The 23,029-nt window shown below is 40.0% G+C and carries 13 protein-coding genes; all 13 read left to right on the top strand.

All coding sequences use genetic code 11. The annotated features are described in order from the left end of the window. The first annotated feature begins 26 nt into the window (after positions 1-26). The 13 genes from pepN to HYD28_11200 all read left to right on the top strand — a co-directional run bounded on the left by pepN (position 27) and on the right by HYD28_11200 (position 22,973). A complete protein-coding gene (pepN, locus tag HYD28_11260) occupies positions 27-2,621 on the top strand; it encodes an aminopeptidase N (protein QLE09487.1) in 2,595 nt (864 codons plus the stop codon). Continuing rightward, entirely contained in the window at positions 2,621-2,842 is a 222-nt protein-coding gene (locus tag HYD28_11255; protein QLE09486.1) for a DUF2835 domain-containing protein, read from the top strand. Before pepN ends, HYD28_11255 begins: the two co-directional genes overlap by 1 nt. Before the next feature lie 299 nt (positions 2,843-3,141). After that, a complete protein-coding gene (locus tag HYD28_11250; protein ID QLE09485.1) occupies positions 3,142-5,226 on the top strand; it encodes a DUF1302 domain-containing protein in 2,085 nt (694 codons plus the stop codon). Between the two features lie 12 nt (positions 5,227-5,238). Then, on the top strand, positions 5,239-6,603 hold the full coding sequence (locus tag HYD28_11245) for a DUF1329 domain-containing protein (GenBank protein ID QLE10540.1): 1,365 nt from the start codon (positions 5,239-5,241) through the stop codon (positions 6,601-6,603). Between the two features lie 124 nt (positions 6,604-6,727). Then, the gene (locus HYD28_11240; protein ID QLE09484.1) at positions 6,728-7,732 is read left to right on the top strand and encodes a hypothetical protein; all 1,005 of its coding nucleotides are present in this window, start codon (positions 6,728-6,730) and stop codon (positions 7,730-7,732) included. Continuing rightward, positions 7,732-10,056, top strand: coding sequence for an MMPL family transporter (locus tag HYD28_11235; GenBank protein ID QLE09483.1), 2,325 nt, complete (start codon positions 7,732-7,734; stop codon positions 10,054-10,056). The genes HYD28_11240 and HYD28_11235 overlap by 1 nt, the downstream gene beginning before the upstream one ends. A 212-nt stretch (positions 10,057-10,268) precedes the next feature. Then, positions 10,269-15,107, top strand: coding sequence for an NAD-glutamate dehydrogenase (locus HYD28_11230; protein QLE09482.1), 4,839 nt, complete (start codon positions 10,269-10,271; stop codon positions 15,105-15,107). Positions 15,108-15,219: 112 nt separating this feature from the next. Continuing rightward, positions 15,220-16,230, top strand: a complete 1,011-nt coding sequence (gene pyrD / locus HYD28_11225; GenBank protein QLE09481.1) for a quinone-dependent dihydroorotate dehydrogenase — start codon at positions 15,220-15,222, stop codon at positions 16,228-16,230. Between the two features lie 120 nt (positions 16,231-16,350). Beyond that, positions 16,351-16,881: a cell division protein ZapC gene (locus tag HYD28_11220; protein ID QLE09480.1), complete on the top strand. Its 531-nt coding sequence runs from the start codon at positions 16,351-16,353 to the stop codon at positions 16,879-16,881. A gap of 78 nt (positions 16,882-16,959) precedes the next feature. Then, the gene (gene rlmKL, locus HYD28_11215) at positions 16,960-19,077 is read left to right on the top strand and encodes a bifunctional 23S rRNA (guanine(2069)-N(7))-methyltransferase RlmK/23S rRNA (guanine(2445)-N(2))-methyltransferase RlmL (GenBank protein ID QLE09479.1); all 2,118 of its coding nucleotides are present in this window, start codon (positions 16,960-16,962) and stop codon (positions 19,075-19,077) included. Next, a complete protein-coding gene (locus HYD28_11210) occupies positions 19,070-19,303 on the top strand; it encodes a glutaredoxin family protein (GenBank protein ID QLE09478.1) in 234 nt (77 codons plus the stop codon). Before rlmKL ends, HYD28_11210 begins: the two co-directional genes overlap by 8 nt. Positions 19,304-19,317: 14 nt before the next feature. After that, a complete protein-coding gene (locus HYD28_11205) occupies positions 19,318-21,228 on the top strand; it encodes an ABC transporter ATP-binding protein (GenBank protein ID QLE09477.1) in 1,911 nt (636 codons plus the stop codon). Positions 21,229-21,239: 11 nt separating this feature from the next. Next, complete coding sequence (locus HYD28_11200) at positions 21,240-22,973, top strand: DUF3466 family protein (GenBank protein QLE09476.1); 1,734 nt, start codon at positions 21,240-21,242, stop codon at positions 22,971-22,973. The last annotated feature ends 56 nt before the right edge of the window (positions 22,974-23,029 follow it).

The raw sequence follows: 23,029 nt of genomic DNA, 5'->3' as shown, positions 1-23,029 counted from the left end.
CTAAGCAGGGCCATTTGGAGTCAGTTATGTCTGCTACGAGTAAACCTCAAGCTCAATATTTAAAAGATTACCAAGCCCCACAATTCTCAATTCAACACATCGATTTACATTTTGAACTAGCGCCGTTAAAAACCTCAGTACAGTCAACAATGACAATCAATCGTACTGACGAAAGTAATGCTGATCTTTCTCTAGATGGTGTTGATTTAACACTAATTTCTGTGATGGTTGATGACAAAGCTTATAATGATTACACGCTCGAAGATGAAAAGCTGATCATTCATAATTTGCCTAAAAATTTTATACTTAAAATTGAGAACCAAATTGACCCGCAAACAAACACCTCATTAGAAGGATTGTACCTGTCAGGCGGTGCTTACTGTACGCAATGTGAAGCTGAAGGTTTTAGAAAGATTACCTATTACCTCGACCGACCAGATGTACTTGCCAGCTTTGATGTGACAATTATTGCCGACAAAAAATACACTCATTTACTGTCTAATGGTAACCAAATTGAGTCAGGTAACTTAGATGACGGACGTCACTTTGTAAAATGGCAAGACCCATTTAAAAAGCCAAGTTATTTATTTGCACTTGTTGCTGGTGATTTTGATGTGCTACGTGACCATTATACAACCCAGTCTGGTAGACAAGTTGAATTAGCCTTGTTTGTGGATAAAGGCAACTTATCGAAAACGCCCCACGCGATGACGTCTTTAAAGAAGTCAATGCAATGGGACGAAGAGCGCTTTAACCTTGAATATGATTTAGACATTTACATGATTGTTGCCGTTGATTTCTTCAACATGGGTGCAATGGAAAATAAAGGTCTCAATATCTTTAATTCAAAATGTGTTTTAGCAAATCAAGAAACGGCCACCGACAAAGATTATCATACGATTGAGTCTATAGTTGGCCACGAGTACTTCCATAACTGGACAGGTAATCGAGTCACTTGCCGAGACTGGTTCCAATTGTCGTTGAAAGAAGGGTTAACGGTTTTCCGTGATCAAGAGTTTAGTAGTGACTTAGGCTCCCGTGCACTTAATCGTATTGATGCAGTTAAAGTTATGCGAACTCACCAATTCAGTGAAGATGCAGGGCCTATGGCGCACCCAATTCGACCTGAGAAAGTCATTGAAATGAATAATTTTTATACTGTGACTGTGTATGACAAAGGAGCTGAAGTTATCCGTATGATGCACACCTTACTGGGAGAAGAGAAGTTCCAGCTAGGTATGGCATTGTATTTCGAGCGCCATGACGGGCAAGCTGTTACCTGTGATGATTTTGTGGCTGCAATGAGTGATGCATCCGGTATTGATTTAACGCAATTTAAGCGATGGTACAGCCAAGCGGGTACACCAAAGCTCAATGTAGAACAAGTGTATAATGAACAAAATCAGACTTTTACATTGAGTATTGAACAATTCGCACCTGATAATCAGCCTAACAATGCCTTATTGCACATACCGTTTGCTATTGAGCTTTTAGATAGTGAAGGGCAGTCGCTACCTCTTGTGATTGATAATCAGCCACAAGATTCGGTATTAAATGTTACTGAAAAAACGCAGAAATTTGTTTTTGAAGATATTACACAGCGCCCAGTAGCAGTGCTACTTGAAGATTTCTCAGCGCCATGCATTGTTAATCAAAATACGTCTGCAGCTGATCTGTTACATATTATGCGTTTTGCTCGCAGTGACTTTTCACGTTGGGATGCTCAGCAGCGTTTATTTACGAATGAAATGAAAGCGGCGATTGCCAGTGGTGAAGCTTGTTTATCTGATGATATCTTGTCGGCATTAAAGCTACTAGTTGATAATCGTGAAGGTGACCTCGCACTAATTGCGGAGCTGTTAAAGCTGCCTAGCTACGATACTCTTGCTGCAGAATATACCGTCATCCCTGTTGATGACATTATTGCTGTGCAAAATGCATTTGAATCGCAAATTGCCAACTTCCTAACAGAGTCATTGGTTAATTGTTTTAACGCCCTTGATGACGATGGATCAACATCCGCTACAGCCGTTGCCGTACGTGCTCTTAAGCAACTTTGTTTATACTATTTAGCGAAAACAAATCATAGCGAAGTTAGCAGCTTGATTAGAGAATCTGCAAACAGTAGCAATATGACCAACGCCCTTGCTGCATTAAGTGCTGTGGTTAAAGCAAACCATCCACTGTGTGACACACTGCTAAATGAGTTTGATGCTAAATGGCGTCATGATGTGCTTGTTATGGATAAATGGTTTGCCTTACAAGCAATGAAAGATTCAGCAACGAGTATCAACGATATTAAAGCACTCTATGATCATCCTAGTTTTGACTTTGGTAACCCTAACCGAGTGCGTGCATTAGTTGGAAGCTTTAGTCACTTTAATATCACTCAGTTCCATCGTGCAGATGGAAAAGGGTATCAATTACTAGGTGATTTACTGGTTAAGCTTAATGATATTAACCCGCAAAATGCATCGCGCATGCTGACACCGTTTATGTCATGGAAACGCTATGATGAAAATCGTTCAGCGGCAATGAAAGCACAATTGCAACGCTTAGCTGATTTAGATGGTCTCAGTGATGATTTGTTTGAAAAAGTTGAGAAAGCTCTCGAAAGTTAATGAATGAGTATTACTTTGCCTTGTATCTGAGTTATTCAGAATGTCTTGATTACTATCATGGTAAATATAAATCTGTGCAAGTCACAGAGGATGGTGGCAAGACTGTTCGCTTTGATGCAAACCATTTACGCCCTTTTATTTCATCCTTAGGTATAAGAGGGCGCTTTAGGTTGACATTAACCGCTGAAAATCAGTTTTTAAAACTAGAGAAAATTAGTTAAAAAGCAGCTTTGGCTGCTTTTATTTTGTACTTTTTAATCACTAAAAAGTTAATTTTCACTGTCTACTATTCTCTAAATTTATTATATTTTTGTTAATTCGATTTGTTCTATTGTTAATTTACGTGTATAAAATATCTGGTATGACGTCTTACCAATGCGTAAACGTCACATTTTTAAATAAATATTAACCGATTGAACGCGTTCTATATTGTAATTTTACTGTTTCGCTTCTATCGTTAGAAAGATACTAAAAACAACAATTTGATCACAAAACAACCCGTTACAGGGGGATGAACACAATGATAAAACGATCGCTTTTTGTTAAAAACAAAATAGCTTTGGGACTCGCGGCGGCTACACTCGGACTCTCAAGCACATCTTTGCACGCGGCAAACTTTGAATTAGGTGACTTTGACATACGTTTTGACTCTAATTTCTCTTATGGCCAAAGTATTCGTGTTGAAGACCGAGATTTCAAACATATAGGTAAAAGTAATAACCCTTCATTCGATTGGACGGGTTATCATTCTGCTTTAAATCCAATCTATTCTTCTGCTGATGTATGGAACCAACCAGGTGCATATTCAAATAATGGTGATGCAGGTAATCTTAATTTTGATAGTGGTGATTCATTTTCAAAATTATTAAAAGGTAACCACGAGCTATCAATCAGCAAAGATAACTTTGGTTTCTTCACTCGCTTTATGTACTTCTACGACTTTGCGTTGATGGATGGTGATTACGCATATAGCAATCCAACTTCAGGCAATAAAGTTGATCCATGTGATGATGACGACACAAAAGAACAAGTGTGTGCTGATTTACGTTTACTCGATGCCTATGTATGGGCAAACTTTGATTTAAATGAAGGTCGTAACCCACTGTCTATTCGTTTAGGCCAACAAGTTGTTAACTGGGGTGAGAGTACTTTGATTTCGCATGGTATCAACGTAAACCCAGTTGATATCGATCGATTAAAAGCCCCTGGTGCAGAATTAAAAGAAGCGTTCATACCTGTAGGTATGCTTTGGGCATCTCTCGGTATTACAGATAATTTAACGCTAGAAGGTTTCTACCAGTATGAATGGCATGAAACACGTCTTCCTGCGGCAGGTACATATTTCTCGACTAACGATTTCGCGTCTGAAAATGGTTATCAGCAAAATATTCAACTGGGCTTCACCTCTAACCCAGATATTGATTTAGCATTCTTAACAGAAAGCTTAAATAATTTAGATGACATTGTTCGCTCGCAAGGTGTTGATCCTACATCAGCACAAGGTCAAGCAATGATGGCACAAATGTACCTAGCTTACCCGACCAAAGTGGCATTAAAAGGCAAAGGTTCTGCAGGTAAAAACGAACCTGATGACGGTGGTCAATATGGCTTACGCCTAGGTATGTACTTACCTGAATTAAACGACACCGAAGTAGCGCTATACCACATTAACTATCATAGTCGTCGCCCAGTAATTTCGGGTCAAGTATCAAACTTTACTGATGCGGCAATAGCTGCCGATATCGGTATGTTACTAACGACAGAAATCACAGAAGATAATGTAACAGGCTTACAAGCATTTACTAAAGGACAGCTAGAATACCCTGAAGATATTAAGCTTTATGGTCTAAGCTTTAATACATCAGTCGGTGAAACAGCGCTTGCTGGTGAATTTGCATTCCGTCAAGACGAACCACTTCAAATTGATGACGTAGAGTTACTTTACGCGGGTATGCCTGAGCAATTAGCGGTTGCAGGTATTCGTCCTGACTTTGCTGGTATTTCACAAATGAGTTTAGGCGATGCTACGAGTGTTGTAGGTCCAGGTGAAGTTGCACAAGGCTTTATTCTTCGTAACACAGCACAATTACAATTTACTGCAACGCATTTATTTGGTCCTTCGCTAGGTGCTGATAGCTGGGCGGTAGTTGGTGAAATTGGTGGTGTACGTATTAATGATATGCCAGATTACGATGAGCTTCGTTTAAACGTTGCCGGTACTGGTCGAAGCGGTATCATGCAAGGCCCATTAAGCGATGATTATTCAACGCTACACTTAGGTCTTTCAAACGGTCCTGAAACGAATCCATTCCCAACGGCTTCTGCATGGGGTTATCGCCTAATTGCCAAAGGTGATTATTATAACTTCTTTAGCGGTGTTAACTTCTCGCCACGTTTTGTGTTCTCGCACGACGTAAATGGTATTACACCTGATCCAATGTTCTTATTTGTTGAAGACCGTAAATCGCTCGGTGTTACCATGAACTTCAACTATCAAAATGCGTGGTCATTCGACTTTAGCTACAACTCGTTCTGGGGTGGTGGCGCAACGAATACTTTCTCTGACCGCGATTATGTTTCTTTCAATATTAAATATTCAATCTAAGGGTAAATTATGATTATTAGAAAACCTACCCTCATCGCAGCAGCATTTTGTGGCGTTTTCGCAAGCTCAAGTGTACTTGCAAAAATTACCGCTGATGAAGCGGCTCGTTTAGGTAATGATTTAACGCCTATTGGCGCAGAAAAAGCAGCAAACAAAGATGGCTCTATTCCGGCTTGGACTGGTGGTATAACAAAACCACCTGCTAGTTATAAGCCTGGTATGCATCATCCTGACCCGTTTGCTGATGATAAAATCTTATTTACGATTGATAAATCGAACGTTGACCAGTACAAAGATTACTTGAGCCCAGGTCAAGTTGAATTATTCAACACGTATCCTGATACGTTCAAGATGAATATTTACCCAACTCGTCGTAGTGCGTCTTATCCTCAGTTTGTATACGATGCGACTAAAAAATATGCAACGACAGCTGAGTTAGTAGAAGGTGGTAACGGTATTAAAAATACCGCTGTAGGTGTTCCGTTCCCAATTCCTAAAGATGGTTTAGAAGCTATTTGGAACCACTTACTACGTTTCCGTGGTTTATCAATTGCGCGCTCTGGTGGTCAAGCAGCACCGACAGCGTCAGGTTCATACAACTATGTTGGTTTTGATGAGCAACTATTAGTTGAATACTCATCACCTGAAGCAACGCCAGAGAAACTACAAGAATCTAATATCTTGTTTAAGTTTAAGCAAAAAGTAACTGAGCCTGCTCGTCTTGCAGGTACTGCGTTACTAGTTCATGAAACCATGGACCAAATATTAACGCCACGCCAAGCATGGACATACAATTCAGGTCAGCGTCGTGTTCGTCGTGCACCTAATGTTGCCTATGATGCACCGGGAACAGCAGCTGACAGCTTACGTACGACTGATGATTTTGATATGTTCAACGGTTCTCCGAATCGTTACAACTGGACATTAAAAGGTAAGCAAGAGCTTTATATTCCTTATAACAGCTACAAGCTTCACAGCGACAAACTAAGCTACGATGATATTTTACAAGCAGGTCATATCAATCCTGAGCATGTTCGTTATGAAAAACACCGTGTTTGGGTTGTTGAAGCGAACCTGAAAGAGGGTACTCGTCATATTTATAAGAAACGTGTTTTCTATATTGATGAAGATAGCTGGCAAGTACATGTAACGGATATCTATGATAACCGCGATCAAATGTATCGTGTAGCGATGGCTCATGGCCTTAACTACTATGAAGTACCTACTCATTGGAGTACGTTAGAAGTTTATCATGACCTTAACTCTCGTCGTTATTTAGCAATTGGTTTAGATAATCAAGAAAAAATGTATGATTTCTCACAATCATTCAACGATAACGAGTTTACTTCAAGCGCATTACGCCGCGAAGGTCGTTAATAAAATTAAGGCACCTGACTCCAGGTGCCTTTTGCAATTCGCGTAAGTCATCAGTACACGCAATAGGTTTCCCAGTGACTTTTTTGACTTCTCTTTTTTATCTTTTCGAAGGCGATTTATCTTTATGAAGTATTTGCTTTATGCCTGTCTTGCTTATAGTGCTTCATGTTTTGCTCAAGACATGCCTATGCCGCAACAAGCTATTAGCGCTGTTAACGCAAACAAAACTCTACTCACCGACATTGAACTAGCTGGCTCAAATCTTGTTGCTGTTGGCAAACATGGTGTGGTTATTACAAGTACAGATGCTAAAACTTGGCAACAAGCGAGTGTACCGACCCAAGTACTACTCACTGCAGTTGATTTTTATAATAGCGATTTAGGCTGGGCCTGTGGTCATGATGCAACCATCATTAATACACAGGATGCAGGAAAAACCTGGCAATTACAGCAGTCTCTACCAAACATGGATAAGCCATGTTTAGATATTTTATTTACTACTGCTGAGCATGGTTATGCAGTAGGTGCTTACGGCATGTTTTTTGAAACTAATGATGGTGGCCAAACTTGGCAGAAACGTTTTTTAGATAGTCTATTATTTGAGGAAGACCGTGAATACCTCAATGATTTAAAAGACAGTGATCCAGAAGGGTATGAAATTGAAACCGCTTCAATACTCCCACATTTTAATCGTATTGTTAAAACCGATAATAGCTTATTCCTAGCTGGTGAAATGGGGTTAATGGCACAAAGTTTCGACAATGGGCAAACATGGCAGCGTCTTGAAGAGATCTATATGGGCTCTTTCTTTACGTTTGCGTCAACTGCAGATCAAGGTGGAGAAGACCTAGTTGCAGGCCTTAGAGGCAACATTTTTACTCGCCAAGCTGGCAGTGAACAGTGGCAGCAAATACCACACGACAATTATGCAACCGTTAATAGCGCGATTAACTACAACAACCAGTGGCTATTATTTGCTAACAGTGGGGTGATTTTCCATATTAAGAATGACCAACTTACAGAAGAACAAATGGCCGATGGTAAATCGTTACTTGATGGTGTTGTGTTTCAAGACAAACTAATTATGGCTTCAGAAAATGGCATTAAAGTGAAGGAGTTGAATCCGTAATGCGTGGTTTTTTAGATATTTTAGAAAGAGCGGTGTTTCGTCATCGCTTATTCGCAATTATTTCCTTTGCTTTGATCACCTGTTTTTTATTATTCAAAGCAACACAAATTCAATTAGACGCATCGTTTAATAAAAATATTCCGCTCAATCATGACTATATGAAGGTTTACACCAAACACGAAAAACAATTTGGTGGTGCAAACAGTATTTTGATTTCAGTCTGTGATGCAGACGGTGATATTTTTAATGAAGAATTTTTTACCCAACTTAAAGCAGTTCATGACCAGCTTTATTTTATTCCCGGTGTGAATCGTCCATTAGTAAATTCAATCTTTGCACCGAGTGCGCGTTTTGTTGAAGTGGTTGAAGATGGTTTTGCTGGCGGTCCAATTATTCCGGCAAACTTTACCGCTGACAAACGTGGTCTTGCGGTTGTAAAAGAAAATATCGAAAAAGCAAAAGTGGTTGGCCGCATGATTGCCAGTGACTACTCTTGCGCGATGGTGACAGCCCAATTACTCGAAACTGACCCGCAAACACAAGAAAAACTAGACACTTTAGCGTTTGCTGAAAAGTTAGAAACGCAAGTCCGTGATCCGCTCAGTACTGATAAAGTCAGTATCCATATCATTGGTTTTGCAAAAATGGCAGGTGATGTAGCTGAGGGGGCTAAAGGCGTACTGTTATTTTTTGCTATTGCGATTGCTTTCACATTCGTGATGGTTTGGTTATTTTGTCAAAGCTTAAAGCTGACGATTTTACCGATTGCGTGTTCAATCATTGCGGTTGTCTGGCAGTTAGGTTTGTTATCGACCTTAGGCTTTGGTTTAGATCCTATGTCAATTCTAGTGCCGTTTTTAGTGTTTGCGATTGGCGTAAGCCATGGTGTGCAAATGATTAATGACATCGGTAAAAAAGTGTCAACAGGTAGTTCAACTCGGGTTTGCTGTCAGGCAAGCTTCAGGGCACTTCTGATCCCAGGTGGTATCGCACTGTTATCTGACACAATTGGTTTCTTAACTTTACTAACCATTGATATTGGTATTATTCGCGAACTTGCCATCACAGCGAGTTTAGGTGTGGCGGTAATTATTTTCACTAACCTGATTCTATTACCTGTATGGGCATCTTATATGCGCTTTGAAGGCACTGTGCATATTCAAGCGGGTACTCACACAGATAAACCAAATTTCTTAGATAAGTTACGCGAGCTATTAGTAAAAGCTACTGATCGTAAAACAGCTGGTTTTATTATCGTCTTTACGGCTGTGTTATTTGCAGTGGGTTACTGGCAAGCTGACAAAATGCGTATTGGTGACTTACATGCTGGTGCGCCATCTTTGCACCAAGATGCCCGCTATAACCAAGACACCTTTTTGATTTCTGATAAATACACCATTTCATCAGATATCCTAAAAGTGATTGTAGAAGCGTATCCTGCTGCGTGTACTGAGCATGATGTTATGGAACGTATTAGCCGCTTCCAATGGCAAATGGAGAACGTTTCAGGGGTGCAATCAGCAGTGAGTTTAAGTTCTGTTGCACAGTCAGTGAATGCCGGCTTTAACGAAGGTAATTTAAAATGGCAGAGTCTGCCGCGCAATACCGCCAGTTTAGTGCAAGCTACTTCACGCGTCGAAACAAGCTCAGGTTTACTCGATGGTAACTGTTCTGTAATGCCAGTGATTATTTTCTTAAATGACCACAAAGCAGAAACTATTGACCATGTAGTAGCAAAGGTTAAAGAGTTTGCTGCCGCTGAAGGTACGGATAAATTGAAGTTTAAGCTCGCGTCAGGGCCAGTAGGTGTAATGGCTGCAACGAACGAATCGGTATCGGCTGCACAGTTACCTATGATGCTTTACGTTTACGGCGCCGTAATCCTGCTATGCTTAATTAGCTTTAGAAGTGTTAAGGCTACGGTTGCAGTCGTATTACCTCTGTACATCGTATCAACCTTAGCGCAAGCGTTGATGGTACAACTTGAAATAGGTTTAACAGTGTCGACATTACCAGTTATCGCTTTAGGTGTTGGTATTGGTGTCGATTACGGGATTTACATACTTTCATCAATGATGGGGCAGCTAAAACAAGGTGTGGCACTGGAAGTAGCTTATCGTAATGCATTAGTAGAGCGTGGTAGTGCAGTGCTGTTCACAGGTATTACCTTAGCCATTGGTGTTAGCACATGGATTTTCTCTGATCTGAAGTTCCAAGTGGATATGGGTATTCTTCTGACCTTCATGTTTTTGGTTAACATGTTGGGTGCAGTACTACTTTTACCTGCAATTGGTAGCTTCCTCTGGACTGACCAGAAAAAATAATGTGAATAATTGTGCTCCAATATGGCCAGTAATGGCCATTTATATCTATATTTTGTGAATAGATGACCAAATAGCTGAAAAGCTTAAAATGATTTCATCGAAAAGGCTGTTTATTAGCTGTAAAAGAGTTAGAATTTACCTGACTCCACGCTAATAAATGGCTGTACAAATATTCTACTAATCGATAAGTAGTATAGATTAAGGAACATACAATGACACGAAATGAAGGGCAAGCCTCGGTTATCTTAGATAATGTCTGTAAGCTGATCCAGAAAAAAGTTCACGCTGATAATGTGTTACTCGTTGAGAAATTCGCCAAAGCCTTGTACAGCAATATGTCTAAAGAGGATTTGGCTCATCGCAACGATAGTGACTTATATGGCGCTGCACTAAGCCTATGGAACTCGCTAGAAAAAAATAATTCTGATGACGCGGTTGTCCGTGTTTTCAATCCTGAAGTAGCAAAAGATGGCTGGCAGTCATCGCACACTATTGTTGAAATCATCGCGAAAGACATGCCTTTCCTAGTTGATTCTGTGCGCATGGCCATGACCCGCGCAAACATCGCTTCTCACTTATTACTTCACTCTCCGCTGAAAATCCAACGTGATAAAAACGCTAAAATCACCGGTATTTCAAGCTTAAAAGCTGAGCAAGAATCAACGTCGACAAAAACTGTGTTCTTTATCGAGATTGATCGTCAAACAGATGCAAAAGTCATTGAGTCTTTCAAAAAAGAACTTGAGAGTGTGTTAGTTGACGTATCTATTGCTGTAGAAGATTGGCAGCCAATTCGTGAAAAACTTATTGCGGTAACGAAAGACTTACCAAAACGCCATCATAATAATAACGAAAGCGAAGTTGCAGAAACGGTAGAATTTTTAGACTGGTTAGCCAAGGATAACTTTACGCTAATGGGTTACCGTGAGTATGAACTTTCGCCAGTGCAAGGTGATTACCAGTTAAAAGGTAAAAAGGGCACTAGCCTTGGTCTAATGAAAAACACAGACGAAGAGCATAGCCGTTTACTTTCAGAATTACCTGAAGTAGCTCGCCAAGAAGCACGTAGCAGCAATTTATTAATTTTAACGAAAACAAATTCAGTATCTCGTGTGCATCGCCCTGCGTATATCGACTATGTGGGTATTAAGCGTTTTGATGATGCGGGCAATGTAATTGGTGAAGACCGTTTCCTTGGTTTATTCTCATCAAGCTTTTATAACAACAGCGCCGCTGATGTACCTGTACTGAAAAGTAAGATTAACCGCATTATGGAAATGTGTGACTTTGCAAAAGGCACTCATGCATACAAAGCGGTATTAAATATTTTAGAAACGTATCCACGTGATGAACTTGTTCAAGCACGTGAAGCTGATCTACTTGAAGTTGCCATGGGCGTATTACAAGTACAAGAGCGTGATATGTGCCGTATTTTTGTGCGTAAAGACGCATATGGCCGTTTCTTCTCTTGCATGGTATATGTACCGCGTGAGCGCTATAACACGGCTCTTCGTCGTGAAACGCAACGTATCTTAGCCAATGCATTTAATTCTGACGAAAAAGTCGAATTTACTACTTTCTTCTCTGAGTCAACATTAGCCCGTACACATTACACGGTGCGTGTGACTGACAATAATATTGAATATAACGTGAAAGACATCGAAAACAACCTAATTGAAGCTGCCCGTACTTGGGAAGATAGACTCCAATCTGCACTACTTGAAAGTGCAGGTGAAGCACGCGGCAAAGAACTAAACCGTAAATATGCACAAGCGTTTGCAAGTGCGTATAAAGATCAGGTTTTACCAAGTGCTGCGGTTGTTGATATTGAAAAACTAGAACTTCTTACTGACGAAAACAAACTAGAAATGTTGTTTTACCGTCCACAAGAAGAAGCAAATACTAACGTTGTTCGTTTAAGCTTATTCCATAAAGATGAGCCAATCCACTTATCTGACGTAATGCCAATGTTAGAAAATTTTGGTTTACGCGTAGTGGGTGAAACACCTTACTCAGTTAAAACGACTGACGGTAAAGTTAATTGGATCATGGATTTCACCATGCTAATTGACAATAAGGGCATTGCTGATTTTGATAAAGTATCAGCACGTTTCCGTGCCGCACTGACTAATGTTTGGAATAACCGATTAGAAAACGATGGTTTCAACCGTTTAGTATTAATGGGTGGCTTAACAGGTCGTGAAGCGTCTATTCTTCGTGCATACGCTAAATACATGCGTCAGATTGGTGTAACTTTCTCGCAAACATACATCGAAAGCACGTTTGCCAATTACCCACATATTGCTTCGCAAATCGTTAACTTATTCACTAAAAAGTTCTCTGTTAAGAACCCAGGTAGTGAGAAGGCTCTTGAGAAGCTAGTTGCACAAGTAAATCTTGAACTAGAAAACGTAGCAAACCTGGATGATGACCGTATCATCCGTTTATACGTTGATATGATCAATGCAACCCTAAGAACGAACTTCTTCCAAAAAGAAGCGGATGGCCAATTTAAGTCTTACGTATCATTCAAGGTGCAACCTTCTATGATCCCAGAAATGCCATTACCACTTCCTGCGTTCGAGATCTTCGTATACTCGCCGCGCGTTGAAGGTGTGCATTTACGTGGTGGTAAAGTTGCTCGTGGTGGTTTACGTTGGTCAGACCGTCGTGAAGATTTCCGTACTGAAGTACTGGGTCTTGTTAAAGCGCAACAAGTTAAAAACACGGTTATCGTACCAGTTGGTTCTAAAGGCGGTTTCGTATGTAAACAGCTACCAACAGAGCGTGAAGCATTCTTCAAAGAAGGCCAAGAGTGTTACAAGATTTTCATCCGTGGTTTATTAGATATCACAGATAACATTGAACGTGGTGAAATTGTGCCACCAGTTGATGTTGTTCGTCATGATGAAGATGACCCGTATTTAGTTGTTGCTGCCGATAAGGGTACTGCGACTTTCTCTGATATCGCTAACGGCATCGCAAATGAATATAACTTCTGGCTAGGTGATGCATTTGCATCAGGTGGCTCAGTAGGTTACGACCACAAGAAAATGGGTATCACGGCAAAAGGTGCGTGGGAATCTGTTAAACGTCATTTCCGTGAAATGGATATTGACTGTCAAACAACTGATTTCACTGTTGTGGCAATCGGCGACATGGCGGGTGACGTATTTGGTAATGGTATGTTGCTTTCTAAGCACATTCGCTTACAAGTAGCGTTTAACCACATGCACATCTTTGTTGATCCAAACCCAGATGCAGCGACATCTTACCCAGAGCGTGAACGTTTATTTAATCTACCGCGTTCTTCTTGGGAAGATTACAACAAAGACCTTATTTCACAAGGTGGTGGTGTATTCTCTCGTGCGGCTAAATCAATTAGCTTAAGCCCAGAAATGAAGAAAATGCTTGGCACTAAGAAAGCGAGCATGACACCTAATGAGTTAATCAAAGCAGCACTAATGATGGAGTTTGATTTACTTTGGAATGGTGGTATCGGTACTTACATCAAGCACTCTAAAGAGACTGATGCTGATGTTGGTGACCGCGCGAATGATGCACTTCGTATTAATGGTTCTGAGCTTGGTGCGAAGATCTTAGGCGAGGGCGGTAACTTAGGTGCAACACAATTAGGTCGAATCGAATTTGCTGCTAAAGGCGGTCGTGTTAACACTGACTTCATTGATAACGTGGGTGGTGTAGCATGTTCAGATAACGAAGTTAATATTAAGATTTTACTTAATGGTCTAGTTGCTGAAGGTGACTTAACGCGTAAGCAACGTGATGAGCTACTTTATTCAATGACTGATGAAGTATCTGAGTTAGTATTAAAAGATTGTTATCGTCAAACGCATACCTTATCGATTACTCAATCAAAAGGTACGTCGACGCTAAAAGAAAAAGTACGTTTCATCCACGCACTTGAAAAAGATGGCAAGTTAAACCGTGCAATCGAGTTTATTCCAACTGATGAAGAACTTGCAGAGCGCGCAGCAGCGGGTAAAGATTTAACTCGTCCAGAGCTATCTGTATTAGTTTCTTATGCGAAGATGGTACTTAAAGAGTCTCTAGTGGTTGATGAAATCACTGAAAACCCATACTACCGTCAATTATTAGTTAAGTCGTTCCCAGTGCCACTTCGTGAGAAGTTCAACGATGCAATGGATAACCACCCACTTCGTAAAGAAATTATCGCAACTAAACTTGCGAATAATATCGTTAACGATATGGGCCTTAACTTTATGGTTCGTATGCAAGAAGAAACAGGTGCGAATGAAGCTGAAATCGCACTTTGCTACTCAATTGCAAAAGAAGTGTTCCAGATGCCAGAAACGTGGTCATCAATTGTTGCGCTTGATAATAAGATCCCAGCAGCTGTGCAAACAGAAATGCTATATCAGTTACGTCGTACGGTTCGTCGTGCAACACGTTGGTTCTTACGTCATCGCAATAAAGCACAAACGATTGAGCAAGCAATTGAATTCTTCGCACCAACATTTGCTGATTTAAGTGAAAACCTAAACAGCTATATGGTTGAAAAAGAGAGCGAGCGTCTAGTTAAAGCAGCTGACAAGTTAATTGACAGCAATGTACCAAAAGCACTAGCGACACGCATAGTTTCACTATCAAGCTTATTCTCTGTAATGGACTTAGCTGAAATTGCAAATAATTCAGAGCGTAGTATTGATATGGTTTCTAATACGTACTTCAAGTTGGGTGCACGTATGGGCCTTCATTGGTTCCTTGACCAAATCACTAACCAACCGGTTGCGAACCACTGGCAAGCACTTGCTCGTGCGTCATACCGTGAAGAGCTGGATTGGCAACAACGTACATTATCAGCTGTGGTACTTAATAGCTTTGCAGCAGATAGCAAAGACATTGATGCACAAATTGATGAGTGGATGGATAATCAAGATCTACTATTACAACGTTGGAAGCAGATGTTATCTGAGTTCAAAACATCGCAAAGCCACGATTTTGCGAAGTTCTCAGTGGCACTTCGTGAACTAATGTTGCTAAGCCACAACTGTGACACTTCCAAATAAGTGAAAAGTCGTTAAAATACATACCCCAGCTCGCTGGGGTATTTTTTTGCCCTTAATTTGCAATGGTCCGTTTTAAACGGCTACCTTGTTTATTTTACCTGAGGAACAAACCATGTTTTATGATCTAGCTCGCCGTTTTATGTTTACCCGTGATGCGGAGTGGGCTCATGAATTTGCACTTAATAATTTACGACGATTTGCTCATACGCCATTGAGTGCTGCGTGGTCTCAATCTGTCCCTAATAAACCTGTAAATTTTTTAGGGTTAGAGTTTAAAAATCCGGTAGGTTTAGCAGCAGGCTTAGATAAAAATGCAGAGTGTATTGATGCATTTTCGCAAATGGGCTTTGGTTTTGTTGAAGTAGGTACTGTTACCCCACGTCCTCAAGCTGGTAACGATAAACCACGTATTTTTCGCCTACCTGAATCAAATGCGATTATTAATCGCATGGGCTTTAACAACAAGGGTGTTGATAACCTAGTTAACAATGTTAAAGCGGCGAAATATGACGGAATTTTAGGTATCAATATTGGTAAAAATAAAGATACACCAAACGAGCAGGGTAAAGATGATTACATCCACTGTATGCGTAAAGTGTTCGAACATGCATCATACATTACGGTAAATATCTCTTCACCGAATACCCCTGGTCTACGCGACTTGCAATACGGTGAAGCGCTGGATGATTTACTACAAAGCTTAAAGAACGAACAACTTGATTTAGTTGCAAAGCATAACAAACAAGTACCTATGCTGGTTAAGATCGCCCCAGATCTTGATGAAGTACAAATTGCTCAAGTAAGTGAATCATTGATCAACAATAAGATCGATGGCGTTATTGCCACGAACACCACTCTTGAGCGCGCTTTGGTGCAAGGCCAACAATACGCAAATGAAGCGGGTGGTTTATCTGGGCAACCAGTTCGTCAGCGCTCAACCCACGTGGTTAGCGAGCTTAAGCGCTTAACCGAAGGTAAACTACCGATTATCGGTGTGGGTGGTATCGACGATGCCGAGTCGGCAAAAGAAAAATTTGCAGCAGGTGCAGACCTAGTTCAAGTTTACACTGGTTTTATTTATAAAGGTCCGGAATTGGTAAAAACGATCCTAAATGGCTTATAAGGATCAGTTATCTAAGCAATTGATCATTAATAAAATGTTCTAAAAAATCATTTTATTAATGGTCTGCTTTAGTTATAATTTATGATTAAGCGCACAGTATTTATTCTTTAGGGAGGAGACATGTTACAAGCATCTAAGCAATGGAAATGGCTTGCTTGTGCGAAAAATAATCGTCTTTTGGTTGATCTTGACCAAGATATGCAACTGTGCACGCCTTATAAACTTCGCCAACTTACCGATGCTGTGCTAAAAGAACCAAATTTTAGCCTTGAAGATGCTGCTTTTTATCAGCAAGTTTATCAATACCTCGAAACTTTCTCATTATGGAATCCTGCAGAGCTTTGCCAAATTGCTCTTAATGCCACAGCGGTAAAATTTCATTTAAAGCCAGTACTTGCAAAAAGTTGGTTTTTTCATGAGTATCACGGCAGCCAACCAAGTGTTGAAGCTGTAGTGAAGTTGTGCTCACAAGCACAAGAGGGTGAGTTTTTAATTGTCGACCATTCAAGTGAAGCCTCAGTGTGTATTAACTTAAGTCAACATTTTCAATTAGACGAAAATCTATCACTTGAGCAGTTTGAAGCCATTAAGGTTTTAAATAACCGTATCCATCCTGTTTATATTCAACAAAAACAGTTTAAATCTGCCTAATATCCCTGCAAATGTTGGCGTTTTTGTTCGCCAAGCTATGCTATAATCCTGCGCAATTAGCATTTAAGGGTTTTTACTTTGCAATTTATCGCACTTACTTCTATCGGAATAGAAAATTTACTTGTTGATGAGCTTACAGCACTCGGTGCAGAAGTCTCAAAACAAACCGTGGGCTCTGTACGTTTTGAAGCTGATAGCTTATTAGCACAAAAGATTTGTTTATCGAGTCGCTTTGCCACTCGTATCATGATGCTGATAGAAGAAAAAGAAGGCGTGAAAGACAAAGACAGCCTTTATCAATTTGCACGTTTGCAGCCTTGGCAAGAATGGTTTGGTCCTAAACAAACCTTTGCTGTTGATTTTAGCGGTACTAATAACGACTTAAAAAATACGCAATTTTCAGGTCTCGTTGTTAAAGATGCGATTGTCGATTATTTTGCGGATTTATTTGAACAACGCCCAGATGTTGATAAATACAACGCCAATGTTCGTGTTGTAGCTAGATTGAACCGCCAAGGGGTCGCGCTTTATATCGATTATTCTGGCCCTCGTTTATCTGAACGTGGTTATCGTCAAGATCAAGGCAAGGCTCCGATTAAAGAGCATTTAGCTGCAGCTCTTGTAAAACGAAGTGGCTGGCTTGAAAACGTACAGCAACCTTTGTTCGACCCATGTTGTGGTTCTGGTACCATTTTAATTGAAGCAGCCAGCATGGCACGCAATGAAGCTCCGGGTTTATTCCGTGAAGGTTTCGCGTTCGAGCGCTTGCCAAGTTTTCGTATTCAAAAATATAAAGAGTTAAAAGCTGAATTAACTGCTCAAATTACAGATCCAAAGTTATGGCTTATTGGCCATGATATTGATGGCGGTGTGATTGCAAAAGCTCAGGAAAACGCCGAGCGAGCAGACCTTGGTAATGTGATTAAATTTAAACAAAGCGATGCGACTAAGTTAACCTCTGTAGCGAAATTACCAGGAGTGGTGATTTCAAATTTACCTTATGGTGAGCGCTTAGGTTCAATGGCTGAACTGGTTAACTTACACCGTAGTTTAGGTGTGGGCTTTAAAAAGCACTTTAACCATTGGAAGCTTGCTTTATTAGGCACAGACGAAAGCCTATTTAAATTATTAAAACTTGTTAAATTAAAACGCTATAAGTTCAAAAATGGCCCGTTAGATGTTGTTTTAAATCTATACCAACTAGACGATAAACAAGTAGAGCTAAGCAAAGAAGACAAACCTGCACTTAATTTTGAAGGCTCAACGGCATTTGCAAACCGCTTAAAGAAAAACAAGCAAAACTTAAAGAACTGGTTAAAACAAAATGAAGTGAGCTGTTATCGCGTTTATGATGCTGATATTCCAGAATATAACGTAGCTGTTGATGTTTATGATGACTCAGCTGTTATTTTTGAATATGCTGCACCGAAAGAAATTGATGATAATACGGCACAAAAACGCCTACAGGATGTCATAAGCCTGACTGCTGAACAGTTAGCAATTGCACCTGAAAATATCGCAGTTAAAGTGCGTAAAAAACAAAAAGGTGAAGAGCAATACACTAAAGTATCAAAACAAAATCGCACTCAAGTCGTCGAAGAGTTTGGTGCTAAATTTAAAGTTAACCTTTTTGATTATTTAGATACTGGTTTATTTTTAGATCATCGTTTGGCACGCCGATATATTCAACAAAATTCGCAAGGCAAACGTTTCTTAAACTTGTTTGCTTATACTGGCAGTGCATCTGTGCATGCGGCAGTAGGTGGTGCTAAAGCTATCACCACCGTTGATATGTCAAAAACTTACTTAAAGTGGGCGCAAGAGAACTTTGCGTTGAATGACCTAAGTAATACTCGCTATCGTTTTGAACAAGCTGACTGCTTGAAATGGCTTGAATATGCTCAAGGTCAATATGATTTAATCTTCTTAGACCCACCGACTTTCTCAAATTCAAAACGTATGAAAGATGCATTTGATGTACAACGCGATCACATTAAATTACTTACGTGGGTTAAGAAAATCTTAAGCCCGAACGGTACGCTTATTTTCTCAAATAATAAGCGTGGCTTTAGCATGGATGAAGTAGGGCTAATGGGTCTGGGTTTAAAAGCAGAAAACATTTCAGATAAGACTCTATCACCAGACTTTAAGCGTAATAAGCAAATCCATAATAGTTGGCTTATTACCCATGGCTAATTTTACCCTGTACCACACTGATGGCTGTCATCTGTGTGAAATGGCCGATGAATTATTAATTGCTGCAAACGCTTCGTTTGTAGCAAAAGACATTATGGACAGTGAACAGCTGATTGCTCTATACCAAACCAGTATTCCGGTTGTTGAAGCTCATCAAGGTGAGAAATTATTCTGGCCTTTTGATGCTGAGCAGTTAGCGCAATTTATTGCTGATAATAAAGAATAAGAGTAGTAATCACGATGGATTTAATCAGAATAGCCAAAGCGCAACTCGCTTATGGTACACATCCGCTACTAGATGATGCCGATGCCGTTATTGAGTCAGGTGAGCGTGTATGTATCGTTGGCCGTAACGGTGCAGGAAAATCAACACTACTAAAAGTACTTGATGGCCAAGTGACATTGGATGATGGCGAAATCAACCAATTAGGCGGTATTCGTATTTCTCGTCTAGAGCAAGATCCCCCCAAAGGGGCAGCAGGTTCAGTATTTGATTATGTTGCTCAAGGCATGCCAGATATTGCTAACTTACTGATAGAATATCACCACGTTAGTAATCAAATGCAAACAGACTATAACGATAAATTGCTGAACAAATTAGAGCGTTTATCTAATGAATTGGAAACAGTTGATGGCTGGCGTTTTGATACCCGTATTCAATTAGTTTTATCTCGCTTAGAGCTGGAGCCAGAGGCCAAACTTGAATCATTATCGGGTGGTTGGCTACGTAAAGTTGCTCTAGCAAGAGCTTTGGTTAGTGAACCCGACTTACTGTTACTTGATGAGCCAACTAACCACCTAGATATGAGTAGTGTTATTTGGCTTGAGCAGTTTTTAAAAGAGTTTAAAGGCGGTATCGTTTTTATATCTCACGATCGTGCGTTTATACGTGCAGTTGCTACTCGTATTCTCGATTTAGACCGTGGTAAGCTTGTTTCATATCCTGGTGATTACGCAACTTATCTTGAGCAAAAAGCGCATGATTTAAAAGTAGAAGAAACACAGAATGCACTGTTTGATAAACGTTTAGCTGAAGAAGAAACGTGGATCCGTCAAGGCATTAAAGCACGTAGAACACGTAATGAAGGGCGAGTACGCGCACTAAAAGAATTACGTAAAGAGCGTAAGCAACGTGTAGATCAAGTTGGTAAAACTGATTTCAACATTGAAACTGCTGATCGTTCTGGTAAGTTGGTGTTTGAAGCTAAAAACATTTGTCATGCATTTAAAGACAAAGTGATTGCGAAAGATTTCTCGACGCTTGTTATGCGGGGCGACCGAGTTGGTCTTGTGGGACCAAACGGTATAGGTAAAACAACGCTGCTGAAAATTTTATTTGGTGACTTAGTTCCAGATAGCGGCAGTGTTAAACAAGGTGTTAATTTAGAATTTGCCTATTTTGACCAATACCGCCAAAAGCTCGATGAAGAAGCTACAGTGCAAGACAACGTTGCTGAAGGCAAGCAAGAAGTGATGATGGGCGGTCGTTCTCGTCATGTGTTAGGTTACTTACAAGACTTCCTATTTCCTCCGGCACGTGCTCGTACGCCTGTAAAAGCACTTTCTGGTGGTGAAAAGAATCGCTTATTGTTAGCAAAGCTATTTTTAAAGCCATCTAACATTATTGTACTCGATGAGCCAACCAATGACCTTGATATCGAAACGTTAGAGCTCCTTGAGGAGATTATTAACCAATACCAAGGCACCGTATTGATAGTTAGCCATGACCGTGAATTTATTGATAATACCTGTAACTCTGTATGGGCCTTTGAGGGGAACGGCAAGATCACAGACATTGTTGGCGGTTACAGCGACTATGAAGCATACGCTGCTCATTTAGCTGAGCAAGAAAAACAACAACAGCAACAAATTAAGCAAGAAAAGCCAGCCGTTGTTAGCCAAGATAATACACCAAAGAAAAGTAATAAACTCTCTTACAAATTAAAACTTGAATTAGAAGAATTACCCAGTAAAGTGGAACAACTTGAAAAAGCGTTAGACGCTCAGCAAGTTGTGGTTAATGACCCTGACTTTTTTAAGCAAGATGCTGCAATTACAACAGAAGCATTGAACCATTTAGCCGAGTTAGAGTCTGAGCTTGAAGCCGCTTTTGAGCGCTGGGAAGAACTCGAAGATTTAAAGAATCAGTAGTAAGGATTAAAATGAAATACAAATTACTCGCTGCCAGTATTTTAGCCACCCTAAGTACCTCAGCGATGAGCGCAACCTATAAATTAGAAGAATTAGGTGGAATCGAGGGCGCGAAGTTTAACTACATAACAGATGTTAGTGAAAATGGACACATTATTGGTTTAGCAAATGGTCTTTACAAGTTACCAGTAGATATCTCTTATATCGATTTTACGGATTCGTTGATCAAAGACGCCTATGATACCGCTAAAAAACAATTTGAATTAATTGATAAAGAAATCACATTTACGTTAGATGACATTGAGAACAACGATGCAGTGAATACTAACGCTGATGCTCATGCATTCATGGTTAGTTTTTTAACTGGACGTGCAACTGACTCAGAATACCAAAAGCTATCAAGTGCAATCGCAACACGTTACACCGCAGAAGGTTCGACAGAGCAAGTTTTATTTGATGAGCAGTCAGTTGATTTTGATGGTTTAACGCGCTCGACTTCTAACTTACTTAATGCTGTAACAGATGATGGTGTGATGGTAGGTTGGGGTAGTGCACCCTATGAGAAAACATCGTTTACTCAAACAGATGAAGACGAAGAAGAAACGCATTTCTTAAGAGATTTTATCAGTCGTGCCATCGTAATCTCAGCCGATGGTGTAAAAGTTGAACTTGCGCCTGAATTTGATGATTTTGGTGGTGTTAGTTCGGCGAATGATATTGTCAAGACTGCCAATGGTTACGAAGTTGTAGGTACAGTATCAACGAACATTGCTGCTGACCCTTTAAAAGATATTGAAGATAAATGCGATAACGAAGATGAACCTGTTTCTGATTGTGTGGAATCATATAATCGTCAATATAAAACAGGTATCTATAATAAACAGGCTGTGAAGTGGACGTTAGATAGCAATTTAAACATTACTAACACTGAGATGCTTGGTTTAGGCTTAACACCGAAAGATGACGAAGATTTCGCTTTTCGTAGCAACGCAATTGCGATCAATGAAAGTGGCTTAATCGTCGGTACTTCTGATGTTCGATACAAAGGCAGAGATACGCGAATTACAATGCCTGTTATCTTCGAAAATGGTGAAGTAAAAGAGTTTATTGATCAAGAAGATGATTGGATCTCAGGTCAGCCTTTAGCTGTTAACAACGATGACGTTGTAGTTGGTTATGCAAGTAAACGTATTGACGGCACAAACCGAACAAAATTCTTTTACTATGACAAGAAAAGCGACAGTGTTGTTTTCCCAACGGATTACTTCTCGAGCTCTAGCTCATTAGCAAACGATATCAATGATAATGGTATTGTAGTTGGTGAAGGCGAGACAGATATCTACAATACGTCAACTCGTCGTCGTGAAGGTTTCATGTACACCATTGGTGAAGATAAAATTGTTAACTTAAACGATTTATTACCGTGTTTCGAAGAAGATGGTGAGACTCGTTTTAAATATACGGTTGCTGAAGCAAAGGCAATTAACAACAATAACGAAATCTTCGGTGTTGCGACTAAAACAGTTGAAAAAACAGATTCATTTGGCAATGTTGTTGTAGATATTAACGGCAATACCGAATACGAAAGTGTTGCAGTTGCTGTTAAGTTAACACCAATTGATGGCAATGTTGAAGAGTGTCAAGCTGAAGAGGTTGAGCAATACGAGCGTCAATCAGCAAGCTTTCCTTGGTATGCATTACTGCTATTACCATTTGCAGCAGCACGTCGTATATTTAGAAAATAAAAACTTGGTATAAAGTAAATTACTTTAAAACCTAAATAAAAAACCCAGCTTAAAGC

Origin of the sequence: Pseudoalteromonas shioyasakiensis (assembly GCA_013391845.1) — a bacterium.
In the GTDB taxonomy this organism is placed as follows: domain Bacteria; phylum Pseudomonadota; class Gammaproteobacteria; order Enterobacterales; family Alteromonadaceae; genus Pseudoalteromonas; species Pseudoalteromonas apostichopi.
This window is presented reverse-complemented; position numbering and strand designations above follow the sequence as displayed.